The 12,627-nt window shown below is 67.6% G+C and carries 18 protein-coding genes; 8 read left to right on the top strand and 10 right to left on the bottom strand.

Annotation, left to right across the window (positions count from 1 at the left end; genetic code table 11):
* Positions 1-126 precede the first annotated feature (126 nt).
* Positions 127-1,209 carry an AI-2E family transporter gene (locus CXZ10_RS15120; RefSeq protein WP_101290187.1) on the top strand — a complete coding sequence of 361 codons (1,083 nt, stop codon included), beginning with the start codon at positions 127-129 and terminating at the stop codon, positions 1,207-1,209.
* Between the two features lie 8 nt (positions 1,210-1,217).
* Here CXZ10_RS15120 and CXZ10_RS15115 read toward each other — a convergent pair whose 3' ends face one another.
* The gene (locus tag CXZ10_RS15115; protein WP_101290186.1) at positions 1,218-1,442 is read right to left on the bottom strand and encodes a hypothetical protein; all 225 of its coding nucleotides are present in this window, start codon (positions 1,440-1,442) and stop codon (positions 1,218-1,220) included.
* A 138-nt stretch (positions 1,443-1,580) separates the two neighbouring features.
* On the opposite strand from CXZ10_RS15115, the gene CXZ10_RS15110 reads away from it, so the two are divergent.
* Both CXZ10_RS15110 and CXZ10_RS21580 read left to right on the top strand, forming a co-directional pair.
* A complete protein-coding gene (locus CXZ10_RS15110; protein ID WP_101290185.1) occupies positions 1,581-1,796 on the top strand; it encodes a hypothetical protein in 216 nt (71 codons plus the stop codon).
* Between the two features lie 11 nt (positions 1,797-1,807).
* Complete coding sequence (locus CXZ10_RS21580; RefSeq protein WP_180336013.1) at positions 1,808-1,972, top strand: hypothetical protein; 165 nt, start codon at positions 1,808-1,810, stop codon at positions 1,970-1,972.
* A gap of 183 nt (positions 1,973-2,155) precedes the next feature.
* Here the strand turns inward: CXZ10_RS21580 and CXZ10_RS15105 are convergent, their stop codons facing one another.
* The 3 genes from CXZ10_RS15105 to CXZ10_RS15095 form a co-directional block, all read right to left on the bottom strand.
* Positions 2,156-3,577, bottom strand: a complete 1,422-nt coding sequence (locus CXZ10_RS15105; protein ID WP_101290184.1) for a cytochrome P450 — start codon at positions 3,575-3,577, stop codon at positions 2,156-2,158.
* Positions 3,578-3,666: 89 nt separating this feature from the next.
* Entirely contained in the window at positions 3,667-4,137 is a 471-nt protein-coding gene (locus tag CXZ10_RS15100; RefSeq protein ID WP_143741535.1) for a hypothetical protein, read from the bottom strand.
* Between the two features lie 142 nt (positions 4,138-4,279).
* Positions 4,280-4,855, bottom strand: a complete 576-nt coding sequence (locus CXZ10_RS15095) for a TetR/AcrR family transcriptional regulator (protein WP_180336012.1) — start codon at positions 4,853-4,855, stop codon at positions 4,280-4,282.
* A gap of 221 nt (positions 4,856-5,076) precedes the next feature.
* Here CXZ10_RS15095 and CXZ10_RS15090 point away from each other — a divergent pair, with 221 nt between their 5' ends.
* Positions 5,077-6,171: a saccharopine dehydrogenase NADP-binding domain-containing protein gene (locus tag CXZ10_RS15090; RefSeq protein ID WP_180336011.1), complete on the top strand. Its 1,095-nt coding sequence runs from the start codon at positions 5,077-5,079 to the stop codon at positions 6,169-6,171.
* On the opposite strand, the gene CXZ10_RS15085 is transcribed toward CXZ10_RS15090, so the two are convergent.
* The 4 genes from CXZ10_RS15085 to CXZ10_RS15070 are packed head-to-tail and all read right to left on the bottom strand — an operon-like array spanning position 6,156 to position 8,498.
* Positions 6,156-6,998, bottom strand: coding sequence for an aminoglycoside phosphotransferase family protein (locus tag CXZ10_RS15085; RefSeq protein ID WP_101290180.1), 843 nt, complete (start codon positions 6,996-6,998; stop codon positions 6,156-6,158). The genes CXZ10_RS15090 and CXZ10_RS15085 overlap by 16 nt on opposite strands.
* On the bottom strand, positions 6,995-7,474 hold the full coding sequence (locus tag CXZ10_RS15080) for an SRPBCC domain-containing protein (protein ID WP_101290179.1): 480 nt from the start codon (positions 7,472-7,474) through the stop codon (positions 6,995-6,997). The genes CXZ10_RS15085 and CXZ10_RS15080 overlap by 4 nt, the downstream gene beginning before the upstream one ends.
* A complete protein-coding gene (locus tag CXZ10_RS15075; protein WP_101290178.1) occupies positions 7,474-7,818 on the bottom strand; it encodes an ArsR/SmtB family transcription factor in 345 nt (114 codons plus the stop codon). Before CXZ10_RS15075 ends, CXZ10_RS15080 begins: the two co-directional genes overlap by 1 nt.
* Positions 7,815-8,498: a glutathione S-transferase family protein gene (locus CXZ10_RS15070; RefSeq protein ID WP_101290177.1), complete on the bottom strand. Its 684-nt coding sequence runs from the start codon at positions 8,496-8,498 to the stop codon at positions 7,815-7,817. The genes CXZ10_RS15075 and CXZ10_RS15070 overlap by 4 nt, the downstream gene beginning before the upstream one ends.
* A gap of 164 nt (positions 8,499-8,662) precedes the next feature.
* Here CXZ10_RS15070 and CXZ10_RS15065 point away from each other — a divergent pair, with 164 nt between their 5' ends.
* A complete protein-coding gene (locus CXZ10_RS15065; RefSeq protein WP_101290176.1) occupies positions 8,663-9,349 on the top strand; it encodes a type 1 glutamine amidotransferase domain-containing protein in 687 nt (228 codons plus the stop codon).
* 61 nt (positions 9,350-9,410) lie between these two features.
* Here CXZ10_RS15065 and CXZ10_RS15060 read toward each other — a convergent pair whose 3' ends face one another.
* Together CXZ10_RS15060 and CXZ10_RS15055 are read right to left on the bottom strand one after the other, a co-directional pair.
* Complete coding sequence (locus CXZ10_RS15060) at positions 9,411-9,815, bottom strand: OsmC family protein (RefSeq protein ID WP_101290175.1); 405 nt, start codon at positions 9,813-9,815, stop codon at positions 9,411-9,413.
* 83 nt (positions 9,816-9,898) lie between these two features.
* Positions 9,899-10,423 (bottom strand): GNAT family N-acetyltransferase, encoded by a 525-nt coding sequence (locus tag CXZ10_RS15055; RefSeq protein WP_101290174.1) that lies wholly within the window; start codon positions 10,421-10,423, stop codon positions 9,899-9,901.
* A 226-nt stretch (positions 10,424-10,649) separates the two neighbouring features.
* On the opposite strand from CXZ10_RS15055, the gene CXZ10_RS15050 reads away from it, so the two are divergent.
* From CXZ10_RS15050 to CXZ10_RS15040, 3 genes are all read left to right on the top strand, one after another.
* Positions 10,650-11,219 (top strand): effector binding domain-containing protein, encoded by a 570-nt coding sequence (locus tag CXZ10_RS15050; RefSeq protein WP_101290173.1) that lies wholly within the window; start codon positions 10,650-10,652, stop codon positions 11,217-11,219.
* Positions 11,220-11,241: 22 nt separating this feature from the next.
* Positions 11,242-11,853, top strand: a complete 612-nt coding sequence (locus tag CXZ10_RS15045) for a DUF6273 domain-containing protein (protein ID WP_101290172.1) — start codon at positions 11,242-11,244, stop codon at positions 11,851-11,853.
* A 359-nt stretch (positions 11,854-12,212) separates the two neighbouring features.
* Complete coding sequence (locus CXZ10_RS15040) at positions 12,213-12,626, top strand: SRPBCC family protein (protein ID WP_180336010.1); 414 nt, start codon at positions 12,213-12,215, stop codon at positions 12,624-12,626.
* Position 12,627: the final 1 nt, after the last annotated feature.

Genomic DNA, 12,627 nt, shown 5'->3' with positions numbered 1-12,627 from the left:
CACACTCGGAACGATGTCCGGGCCGGTGCGTTAGGTCCTGCACGGATGGAGGGTTCCGCTCGGGCTGGGGTCGCCGCATGACCCGGCCGGTTGCCGGATGTTCCTCCTGCCCGGACTGGAGGGCCGGTGCGCAACCTTGAAAGCAAATCCTTCCTGCTGCTGACGGTGCTGGTCACGCTGGCCTTTGCCTGGGTGCTATGGCCGTTCTTCGGCGCGATCCTCTGGGCCACGGTGGTGGCGATCCTGTTTGCGCCGTTGAACCGCCGCCTGCTCGGCGCCATGCCCGGCCGGCCGAACATGGCTGCGACGGCGACCATCGTCATTGTGCTGCTGATGGTCATCGTGCCGCTGGTGCTGATCAGCGTCGCCCTGGTGAACGAGGCGGCGGCGATGTTTGAACAGATCAAATCCGGCGAGATCGATGTCGGCGGCTACTTCCAGGCCGTGTTCAACGCGCTTCCCTCCTGGACCAAGGACTTCCTGGCCGAGTATGGCTTCGGCGAGCTCGGTGCCGTTCAGGATCGGTTGAGCGGCGCGCTGACCGTGGCAAGCCAATATGTGGCCGCCCAGGTCGTCGGTATCAGCCAGTCGACCGTCGCCTTCTTCATCAGCCTGGCGCTGATGCTCTATCTGGCCTTCTTCCTCATCCGCGACGGCGACAGGCTGTTCCTGCGGGTCCGGAAGGCGGTACCGCTCAACCCCGCCTACAAGCGGGCGCTGTTTGCCAAGTTCACCACCGTGGTGCGGGCGACCGTCAAGGGCGTCGTCCTCATCGCCGCGCTGCAAGGCCTGCTCGGCGGCCTGATCTTCTGGTTTCTCGGCGTCCACGCGCCGCTCTTGTGGGGCGTGCTGATGATGGCGCTGTCGCTGTTGCCGGCGATCGGCGCCGCGGCGGTCTGGGTGCCGGTTGCGATCTATCTGTTCGCCACCGGCGCCATCTGGAAGGCCGTGGTGCTGATCCTGTTCGGGGCACTCGTCATCGGCCTCGTCGACAACCTCCTGCGCCCCAGGCTGGTGGGCAAGGATCTCAGGTTGCCCGACTACGTGGTGCTGATCTCGACGCTGGGCGGCCTCGCGGTGTTCGGCCTGGACGGCTTCGTCGTCGGCCCGGCGATCGCCGCCCTGTTCATCGCCGTCTGGAACATTTTCCCGGAGGCGCAGTCTGACGACGAGGCCGAGCCGGCCGGCGAGACGGACCGCCCAGCGTGAGGGTGTGATCAATCCGGCGGCAGGCGGTTGGCGGCGTGATCCTGTTCGAGGTCGGTCTTGATGGCGTTGCCGTCCTGGCCGCGTTCCTTGGAATGCTGCTGCTTGTCGCGGTTCGACAGGATGTCGTTCTCGCCCACCAGGTTCTTGTCGAGCTCGGTCATGGCGCCGGTGCCGTCGCCCTTGCCCTGCGAACCCCTGCCGAAATGCTTGCTGTCGCCCTTGCCGTTGACCATGGCTCGCTCCTTTGCGGTTGGATGGCGGTTGGAAAATGCCAACCCCGATCGCCGGCATTTGTTCCGGAACATGCTCCGGAACATCCTGGGGTCAGGGCGGTTCGTAGACGCATGAGCCACGAACGCGAGGAGGCGAAAATGACCAGCCAGCATTTCAAGACCGAGAAGCCCACCGACAAGGATCTCAAGGAGAACCCCGGCATCGGCACCTCCAGGGGCACGACCGGAGCCGGCGAGATCATCGAGGACGATGGCGGGCTCGACGGCGACAACACCTTCGAGGGCGACGTCGAGAACGACGTCACGCCGGAAGGCGGCGTCGATCCGAAACAGACCGGACGCACCAACAAGTGATGGAGGCCGACATGGCCGGCAACAAGACGCACAAGCAACAGATCCGCATCATCGAGGAGCGGGTGAACACCAAGAACGCCCCGGACGATTTCGACGTCCGGGAAGACCTGAAGCGCTCGGACGAGGACGAAGAGCGGCGGGAGGAGGCGAAGCAGACCGGACGCACCAGCAAGTGAGAGAGGCTTGAGACCGATGGAGCCCTATAGTTCGGCCTCGCCCTTTGCGGTCCGAGATCCTCTGCCTGCGCAGAGGAAGGCAGCCTATATATTTGTTTCTCTTATATAATTCTGTCTTCCTCTGCGCAGGCAGAGGATCTCGGGCAGAACAAAGTGCAACGCCGATATAGGATGCCTAGTTCCTCACTCGGGCCCGGGCGGGTGCAGCGGTTCCAGCCCGAGGCGGATGGCGAAGTGGTTGAGCGTGCCCTTGAGCGGCCGGTCGCTCTTCAGCCAGCCGGGCTCGAGGATGAAGAAGCGGTGGTTCGAGAGCAGCGCGCGCAACGCCTCGGCGGCGAGCAGCGGCACCAGGTTCTTGGCCGGGCAGACGGCATCGCCGGCGCTGAAGGGCACGAAGGGCAGGAGGTCCTCGGCATCCCGGCCGATCCAGCGGGCCGGTTGGAAGCGGTCGGCCGCCTCCACGGACGACGCCCGGTGGAAGAAGGGCGCATAGATCAGCGCGCCGGTGCCTTTCCGGAGCGCGCCCGAGGCAAGCAGCACCGGCTGGGTGGTCTGGCGAAGGATGGCCGGCGTGGTGGGGTAGAGACGCAGGGTCTCGAGGACCGAGGCCCGGAGGAAGCCGAGGTCGCGCCGCTCGCCCAGCACCTCCTCCATGCTCTGCCACAGGGCCTCCCTGTTGGGCGCGACCAGCGCCAGCGCCCGGAACGTCGTCATGCCCGCCGGATCGAAGGCGAACAGCCACTGCGTCATCTGGTGGGTGGCGGCGCCGGAGGCCGGCATCGCCGCCGCCAGGGCTGCGAGGCTGCCCGGCTCGGCCGCGTTGACGTAGACCTGAAGCCGCGACAGCAGCTCGTTCCGCGCCTCTTCGTCCCTCGGCATCATGAAGGCCCAGTTGGCGCGGCCGCGCAGCCGGGCCATGAGCCGGCTGACGGCGACATCGTCGCGCGCCGACGGGCCGAGCACGATCGAGCGGACCATGCGGAACCAGCCCTCGGCGAAGATGGGCCAGTCGAGCGCGCCCTTTTCCGCCGCCCGCGTCAGCACCGCGTTCATTTCGATGGCGACGATGGTGCGGAAGATCTCGGCGTGGCTGTGGACGCTGGCCGAGGTTTCCAGCACCCGTTCGTTGAGTTCGCGGCGCGGCGGCCGGTCGGCCCCGCGCGAGATCAGCGACAGCTTCGGCCCGAAGTGGCTGAGCGCGGCCCGCTTCTCGTCGGAGGCCGGCGTGAAGGGCTGGGGCGTGCCGGCGAGAACCGCCTTCACGTCGTCGCCGCTGAACAGAACCGCCTGCGGCCGGATCGGGTTGCGGACGAGCACGCTCCGGCCCTGATAGGCGCGATGGAGCTTTTCCATGTAGCGCACCGCCCGGCTGTCGAGATCGAAGCGCTCGGCCATGGCCTCGGCCCAGGGGCGGCGGATGATGAGGCCCTTCAGGAAGGTGGGCAGCGCCACCTTCAGCCAGAAGCCGGCCGAATGGGCAAAGGACATCCTGGGCAGCGGGGCGATCGACGGCACTGCGTCGCGCCCGGCGGGCATCGCCTCGCCGCCTTGTTCATGATCCGCTCCGTCCCGGACGGTGTTCCTTTCCTTGTCGCTTCTCGCCATCGCCCTCGCTCCCGGATCGTGTCTCGACCAACCGTGAGGGCCGGGCAAAGTTCCAGAAGAGGGTGGCGCCAATCGCCTCGCGACGTCGGTCAGGCGTGGTGAGAGAGGAGGCGCCAGAGGGCTGAGGCTGCCACCAGGGCGATGCCGAACTGGGCCACGCCGGTAAGCTGGAAGACGAGGTCGTCGGGCGGCTCGTAGAGGCCGGCCCTGAGGGTGTGCTCCACGCCTAGAAGATACTGGATGTTGGGGATGACGTGGTTGTAGCCGCCTTCGTAGAAGCCGACGGCCACGATGGCGAAGAGACCGGTGAGGATGACGAAGAGCCAGGAAGCCGCCCGGGCCACCGCCGCGCTGGCGGTGCGGCGGGCCAGCGCGACGCAGCCGAGGATGACGAGGGCGACGGGGATGCTGACGTAGACGATATGGAGCCGGTAGGGCGTGTCGAAGATCTCGGCGCCGTAGATGTGGTGGATCGAGGTCATGACGAGGATGGCGAGCGCGGTCGCGGTTGCCCGGTACACCAACCCGGTGGGAGCGCTGGAGAGGAGAGATGAAACCATCGGTGAAAGCCTTTCGCTGTTGATGCGAAATAGCTAGCTCACGCGGTGGGCTTCCCGCTCTCGCCGATCCGGCATGAAACGGCCGGCCGGTCCGGTTCGGGACGGCGGCGCGGCGTTTGTCCGGGAAAACGGGGGCCGCGCCTCAGCGCTCCGGGGGCTCAGGGATGGCCCCGAACTCCTCCCCCAGGCCGGAAAAGACTAGCCGGCAGAACAGGCCGTCGGCCTCGGCCGGCGTGACGGAAGGGTTGCGGTCCATCCACCAGCGCAGCACGCAGAGGAAGCTGCCGCTGATATGCGAGATGGCGAGCTCGCGCGGGATCGATCCGCCGCGGGCGTTCGGCAGCAGCGTCCGCACCACCTGGGCGAAGTTCGCGGCGATGGATTCGTGCAGCAGCGCGCCGCGTGTTCCCTTCGCCAGGGCGAAGTGGATGTCGCGATGACGATGGACATGCTCGAACAGCGTGCGCGTCACCGTGAAGATGGTCGCCTCCGGCGTTGCCTCGACCGCCGCGATCAGCTCCTGCCTGAGCCGCTCCAGGCTTTTCTCCAGGAGTTCGTCCTTGGACTTGAAGTGGGCGTAGAAGGTGGACCGGCCGACATTGGCGCGCGCCAGGATGTCCTCGACGGTGATCGCCTCATAGTCGCGCTCGCGAATGAGGTCGACCAGGGCATCGTAAAGGGCGGTCCGGGTTCTCAAGACCCGCCGATCGATGGTCAATGCCGCCTCCTGTCGGTGCGCGGGCAGGCCCTGGGGCCGCTCGTTTCCGGACATGTTGCCATGAAATGTCCGCAATGGAACACGCCGCCGCCGGTGCGTTTCGGGCCATCCGGCCCCGGCCGTCCGATACCGGACAAAACCGGCCGATGGTCCAGGAAAATCCGGGGCCACGCGGCCGGGCGCCGGCTATGCCTTCGGCAGGAAGAGGCGGAAGCGTCACGATGCATGACCGACGGGAAGCCATAGCGGCGGGTAGCCGCGTTTCGCACGATGGGTCTCCCCGCCGGGCGGTTCTGGTGGTGGGCGGCTACGGCAGCGTCGGCAGCCGCATCTGCCGGGCGCTCGGCGAGCGCGGCGATCTCGACGTGGTCGTTGCCGGCCGGAACCTGATCAAGGCCGAGCGGCTCGCGCGGTCGATCGGCGGCCGGGCGGTGCTGATCGACCTCGACGACCCGCGAACCTGGAAGCAGGCCTGCCATGGCATCGACTGGGTCGTCATGTGCATGGACCAGGAGGATCTCGCCTTCGTCGCCTTCCTGGTCGCGCATGGCATCCACTATGCGGACATCACCGCCAACGACGCGTTCCTGCGGGGCGTCGAGGGGCTGGCGCCCTGGCGCTCGGCGGCGCTCGTCTCGCTGGGGCTAGCGCCCGGCCTCACCAACATCATGGCCGCCTGGTGCGCCGCCCGGCTGGACCGGATCGAGCGGATCGACATCGGCCTGCTGTTCGGGCTCGGCGATCGCCACGGCGACGCCGCCATCGACTGGATGGCCGGACAGGTGTTCGACAAGCACCGCGACCGCCGCGTCGCCCCCATGGACTTCGGCTTCGGCGAGGGGCGGAGGACGCTTCACGCCGTCGACTTCTCCGACCAGCACAGCCTCGGGCGCACCCTGCCGGTCGACGCGGCGTGGACGGGCGTCGCCTTCGAGTCGCCGCTCGCAACCGCCGCCCTGTTCGCCCTGGGGCGGGTTTTCGCGGGAAGCCGGCTGGTGCGCGGGGTGACCACCGCCCTCTTCAAGCGGCTGCGCTTCGGCAGTTCGCTCTGCAATGCCAGCGTCCGGGTGTCCGGCTGGTCCAAGGGGGAGCCGGTGGCACTGAGCGTGCATTTTTCCGGCACGGAGGAGGCGCTGGTGACGGCCCGCCTCGCGGCGCTGCAGATCGGTGAGTTCCTGGCAGGCCCCGTGGCCCCCGGCCTCTATCACGTCCATCAGGCGCTCGATGCCGAGGCCGTGCTGGAGGCGGTCGTGGCGCGCGGCATCGGCGAGATCTCATTCGGCCCGATGGAGACGCGCGTTCAACCGGCTTCGTAGATAGGCAGCAGCAGCGCCAGCATCGCCGCCTGATGGGCGAAGGGGTTGTCGTCCTCGATATTCCAGGCGCCGCTCAGGGCGGTGTGGGCGACGGCCCAGGCGAGGAGGTGGCGGCGGGCGATGCCGGTTCGCTCGGCGAGCGCCGTGGCGTGGCGGGCGACACGGGCGGGGTCGAGGACGAGCGCTTCGGCTCGCTCGGGGTTCTGGAAGCTGTTGGCATAGTCATAGGCCGGGTCGCCAATGAGGCCCTTGGGGTCGATCGCCGCCCAAGTCTCGCCGGTGCCGAGGATGTTGTCGTGGTGGATGTCGCCGTGCAGCGGCTGGGTCGATGTGTCCGCGTCGAGAAGGCCCTCGGCGACGGCGGCAGCCCGCGCCACCAGCGGCCGGGCATCCGCCCGCCAGCGCCGCGGATCGGTGCGGAACAGCGAGGCGAAGCGCCGGCGGAGCGGCGTCAGCTCCGGCGGCGGCGTGGCGCGCCGGGCATGCAGCCGCTCGACGACATCGACAAGAATGGAAGTGGCGAGATCGTCGCGGCCGGCGCGGGCAAGGTCGCCCAGCGTCTTCCCGGGGAGCCATTCCATCAGCACCGCGTCCGGCGCCAGGCCGAACACCCGTGCCGCGCCATGCCCGCCATACCAGGCGAGCAGCGCCCCGCCGCGCGCCTCGTCATCGCCCGCGCCCGGCTTCAGCAGCTTCAGCGCGGCCGGGCCGTGGTTGGCGTACGCCACCCGGTAAATGACGCTGCTGGCCGTCTCGGTGACGAAGGCCGGGGCAGCGAGCGACCAGCGCGCCATGGCGTCGGCGAGGGTGGGGGGTGGAGTGGTCATGGGTGGCCCGCCTCCCTGCGATGGGCAGTGTCGGCGGCCATCGCCTCCGCTAGGCGGTCGAAGCCGAGGGCGGTGCCGCCTTGGCGGATGTCGCCGATGCCCTTGTCGCGGAACACTGCCTGCTCGGTGAAGGTCATGAGGGTGGCGGCGTCGCTTGCCGCGAACTCCACCGTTACCAGCGACGAGGAGATCGGCTCGCCTGATGTCCGCATGGTGTAGGCGTAGACGATGCGCTGGCGCGGGTGGATCTCCAGGAAATGGGCGAGCATGGCCTGCTCCGTCCCGTCGGGCATGCGCCAGACCATGCGTTCGCCGCCGTCGACGCGGAAGTCGAAGACGTCCTCCAGCACCGTCCAGTCGGGATGGCAGGAGGTCCAGCGCCGCTTCAGCTCATGGTCGGACCAGAAGCGGAAGGCGTGGCCGGGGCTGCCGGGCAGGCGCCGGGTGATGACGAAGCTGCGGTGGTCGACGGCCATCAGTGATCCTTCTCCTCAGGGGTCTCGGCCATCAGCACGGCCAGCCGGTCGAAGGCGGCGGCCATCTCGCTCTGGCGCTGGTCGATCCAGCTTCTGACCGGCGCGAAGGCGTCGGGCCGCATGCGGTAGGTGCGGGTGCGCCCGGCCTTGTCGGAGACGACGATGCCGCTGTCCTCCAGCACGCGCAGGTGCTTGAGCACGGCCGGCAGTTGCACGTCGGCGGGTTCGGCCAGCTCGCTGACCGACGCCGGCCCGCGCGACAGCCGCTCGACGAAGGCGCGGCGGTAGGGGTCGGCCAGCGCCTGAAACAGCCGGTCGAAGCCCGATGTATCCAAGGCGGTCATGCGGGTTCCTCCAGGAAGCGGGCGGGCATTGCCTCCCTATAGGGAAAGAACTGGAAATAGGGCCGGGCCTCGGCGATGACGCGCCGCACCGACGGGCGGGCGATCAGCCGCTCGAAATAGGCGGCAAGATGCGGCCGATCCTCGCCGAATGGGTGGACGATGGACGAGAAGAACAGGGCGGGCAGGGCGGCGCAGTCGGCCATGGTGAAGGCGTCGCCGGCCGCCCAGGTCTTTCCGGCCATTTCCGCGTCGATCATCGCATAGGCGGTGTCGAGCGTGGCATGCGCCTCGGCGACGCCATGCGGATCGTTGAAGCCCTCGGGGCGCAGGCGGTCGGTGACGATCTTCTGCATGGGGACGGAGACGTAGAGGTCGTAGAAGCGGTCCCAAAGGCGGACGTCGAGCAGCACGTCGGCATCGTCGGGCAGCAGGCGGACGGGGCCGGGGTAATGCCGGGCGAGATACTCGACGATGACGCTGGTCTCCGGCACGAGGCGGCCGGTCGCGCCGTCGTAGAGCACCGGGATCTTGCCCACCGGCCAGCGCTCGAGATGGGCGGCGGCCGAGCCGGGATCGCTGAAATCGACGATATGGGGCTCGAAGGGCGTGCCGTTCTCGTAAAGGCCGATCAGCACCTTGTGGCAGAAGGAGGCGAGCGGATGGAGGTAAAGCGTCAGCATGGCGGCCTCACGGTTTCCGATATTGGAAAGTGATAGCAGGTCGGGACGGCGATGGCAAGGATGGTTTCCGGAGAAGGAAAGTTTCTGGAGCAGGCCTCGGCGATACCATCTGTGTGAGGGAGCATGGCGGCCGCCGGCTGCCCTCGACACGCAAGGAGGCGACGATGAGAGTCCTGATGGTGTTGACCTCGCATGACCAACTCGGCGACACCGGCCACAAGACCGGCTTCTGGCTGGAGGAGCTGGCCGCCCCTTATTATGCCTTCAAGGAGGCCGGCGCCGAGATCACGCTGGCCTCGCCCAAGGGCGGCCAGCCGCCGCTCGACCCGCGGAGCAGCGAGCCGAACTCGCAAAGCGACGAAACGCGCCGCTTTGAGGCCGATGCCGAGGCGATGGCGGCGCTGGCGAGCACCGTGCCGCTCAGGGATGTTGATCAGGCCGACTTCGACGCCGTCTTCTATCCCGGCGGCCATGGTCCGCTCTGGGATCTCGCCGAGGACAGGACGTCGATCGCGCTGATCGAAAGCTTCCTCGCCGCCCGCAAGCCGGTGGGGCTGGTGTGCCATGCGCCGGGCGCCCTCAGGCGCGCCAGGACCGCCGCCGGCCGTCCGCTGGTCGAGGGCAGGAAGGTGACCGGCTTTTCCAACTCGGAAGAGGCGGCGGTCGGCCTTAGCGACGTGGTGCCCTTCCTGGTGGAGGACGAGCTGAAGTCGCTGGGCGGCCTCTACTCGAAGAGTGCCGACTGGGCGTCCTACGCCGTGCGGGACGACCTCCTCGTCACCGGTCAGAACCCCCAGTCGTCGGCGGAAACCGCGCGCCTGTTGATGGAGACGCTGAGGGCGCACCGGTAAGGGTTCGCCGCTTCTGGACCAGACGGATCACCCAGTCGCCGATGCCGCTCTCCTCTCGGAATCAGACCACGGTCAGCGTTGTCGGCACGCCGCGATTGAGGGAGTTCGCCACGGTGCAGATCGCCCAGGCCCGATCGATCAAGGTCTTCGGGTCGGAGCCATCCGATGTCGTGCAGTTGACGGACAGGACGGCGCTGGTCGCGACCAGCGGCGCGCCGTCGAGCTCAAGTTTCACCGTCACGGAAATCTCCCCGATCTCGACGCCGAGATTATGGGCCACGTAGCGAAGGTCGTTGCAGTAGCAACCGCCGATCGCCAGGGCGAGCAACTGTCCGCCGTTGAAACCGAGGCCCATGCCGCCGGCCTTGCCGTCGGGACGGTCGACTACCAGCGTGTGGCCGCCGGCCCAACCCACGGCCGCCTCCGTACCGGGCACGTTGCGCAGTTCGACGATCGACTGGACCATTTCAACCCTCCGGCTGCAGCGAGCCCTTGAGGCTCTCCGCGGAAACGGGCCATGTCAACGGCGAAGAACGGCAAGGAACCCGGTCAGGGGAGCGGCGCGTCCGGGGTGGCGCGGTCGTCCAGCACCAGTTGCAGGAAGGCGAGGTCCAGCCACTTGCCGAACTTCATGCCGACTTGCGGGAGAAGGCCGACCTCGGCAAAGCCCAGCTTCCTGTGCAGGCGGATGGAGGTGGCGTTGCCGGCCTCGATGCCGGCCACCATCACGTGCTTGCCGATGGCCCGGGCGCGGGCGATCAACTCGCGCATCAGCGCCTCGCCGATGCCCCGGCCGCGCGCGTCGTGCCGGACGTAGACGGAATGCTCCACCGTGTGGCGGTAGCCGTCGAAGGCGCGCCAGTCGCCGAAGGAGGCGTAGCCGAGCACGGCGCCGGCCTCGTCCACCGCCACCAGCACGGGATAGCCGAGGCGCTGCCGGTCGGCGTGCCAGGCGGCGCGGTTGGCGACATCCACCACCTGATCGTTCCAGATGGCGGTGGTGTGCGCCACGGCGTGATTGTAGATGGCGGCGATGCCCTCGATGTCGGCCGCCTCGGCGTCGCGGATCAGCATGGGAGCCCCTTGCCGAGCAGGTTCATGCGGGCGCCGATGCGGCGGTCGATGTCGTTATTGTCGCTCATCCGTCCACAATAGTGGACGAGCGCCATCCGAGGCAAGCCGGGCGCAAAACATGAGCCCAGCCGTTCTTTTATCTCGTGATGAGCGCGTGTTAAGTGCGCCGGGACTTTGTCGTCAGTTCATCTTTTCATGGTTCCAAAGTAAAACCCGGAAGATATCGATGGAAAAATTAGACAACGCAAAAGACATTCTGGGCGAGCTGACCGACCGGGATGTGCGGATCGTCCATCTGCCGCCGATGACCGTGGCCGCCGCCTTTGCGAGCGGCGAGGGCTGCGAGGGCAAGGCCCTGGACATGATCACGCGCTTCGCCACGGACAACCGGTTGCTGGAGATCAAGCCCGACGCCCGGAGCTTCGGCTTCGACTGCTCCAAGGGGGCGGCGGCCGTCGGGGAGCCGTCGCATGTCTATGAGGTGTGGGTGTCCATTCCCGAGGAGATGGCGGTTCCCGCGCCGCTGGTGAAGCGGCGTTTCGACGGAGGCCTCTATGCGGCCCATGTGCTGCGGTCGTGGGATTTCGAGGACTGGCGCCGGCTGAAGACCTGGGTCGAGGCCAGCGACAGATACGCCAACGACTGGGATTCGCCGCGCTGGACGTCGGCGGAGACGGCGGCCGGGCAGGGGTTCGAGGAGACGCTGAACTTCTACAACTTCATCCGCAAGGGCGGCCGGATGGACGACTTGCAGCTCGATCTGCTGTTCCCGATCCGGGAGAAGGGCGCCGCGTAAACTTGAAGCGGGGAGTGATCACGTGGCGGATATCGAGGTTGGCGCGTTGCTGCGCTTCGGCGGCCATGACTGGCGCGTGCTGGACATTGACGGCGACAGGGCGCTGGTGATTGCCGAGCATATCCTGGAGCAGCGCCCCTATCACGACGCCTACACCGATATCACCTGGGCCGACTGCGCCCTGAGGCGCTATCTCAACGGCGCGTTCTGCGAGCGGTTCAGCGCGGCCGAACGGCAGAGGATCGTGCCGGTCGTCAACAAGAACCTCGACAATCAGTGGTATGGCACCGCTGGCGGCGCCGACACCGAGGACCGTGTGTTCCTGCTCAGCATCGAGGAGGCGGTCTGCCGCTATTTCGGCGACAGCAGCGCAAGGCTCTATGACCAGGGGCGGAAGCGCCGATACTGGTTCGAGCGGAAAGACGCCAACAACGGCAGGCGGACCGCAAGGCTTCTGAGCGGCGGCATCTGGTGGTGGTGGCTGCGGTCGCCCGGCCGCGTCGGCGTCAAGGCGGTGTATATCCATGGCGACGGCAACATCGGCATCCAGGGCAACAACATATTGATCGGCAACCTCGCGGATGGATGGTGCACCGGCGGCGTGCGCCCGGCCATGTGGGTGAAGGTGGAGTAGGGATAGGGCGCCCTATAGTGGCGTCGCGCTTCGTTCTGCCTGAGGTACACCTTGAATTCGCGAGCGAATTCAAGCGGCTTTCGCAAGGATGACAATTGATATATAGGTTATGTTATTGTTTTCTCTTATATAAATCTGTCATCCTTGCGAAAGCGAGGACCTCGGGACGAGTAGAGCGGGCGGCTGATATAGGGCTGCCTCTATGCGGCCACCGCTCGGAGCGCCGCTTCACCATTGTGCAGGAGCAGGGCTTGGTGAAGAGGCGGCACAGGTCGCGGCAAGCGGCGTCAGTTTCGTTCAAGACAGATGGGCGGGATGGCCTGAAGATGCGAGTGTCGTGATCGCCGATGGAGGGACCCATGCGCGTTGAACTTACCGAGGATGTCGAGGCGCCGCCGGCCCGGGTGTGGGCCATGATCGTCGAGCCCGCGGCGCTGGCCCGCTGGTTCGGGCCGCACATGGCGCTGGACGCCCGGCCGGGCGGCGGCTTTCGCGAGGTGTGGCGCGACGGCGGGCGCGAGGTGGTGACCTCGGGCCGCGTCACCGCCTTCGAGGAGGGGCGGCGCCTCGCCCTGACCTGGGCCGACGACGACTGGCCGGCCGAGACGGCGGTGGAGATCGCCATCGAGCCGCGTGGGGACGGCAGCCGGGTTCGGCTGATCCATCAGGGATGGGAGCGGCTTGGCGAGGACGGCGCGGCGCTGGCCGCCGCCCATCGCGACGGCTGGCGCCACCACCTTCAGAATCTCAGGCGCTTCGCCAAAACCCCCTAGA

This window comes from Pleomorphomonas diazotrophica (genome assembly GCF_002844595.1).
Taxonomy (GTDB): domain Bacteria; phylum Pseudomonadota; class Alphaproteobacteria; order Rhizobiales; family Pleomorphomonadaceae; genus Pleomorphomonas; species Pleomorphomonas diazotrophica.
Note: the sequence above shows the minus strand (reverse complement) of the source record. Positions and strands in the feature narration are given on the sequence as shown.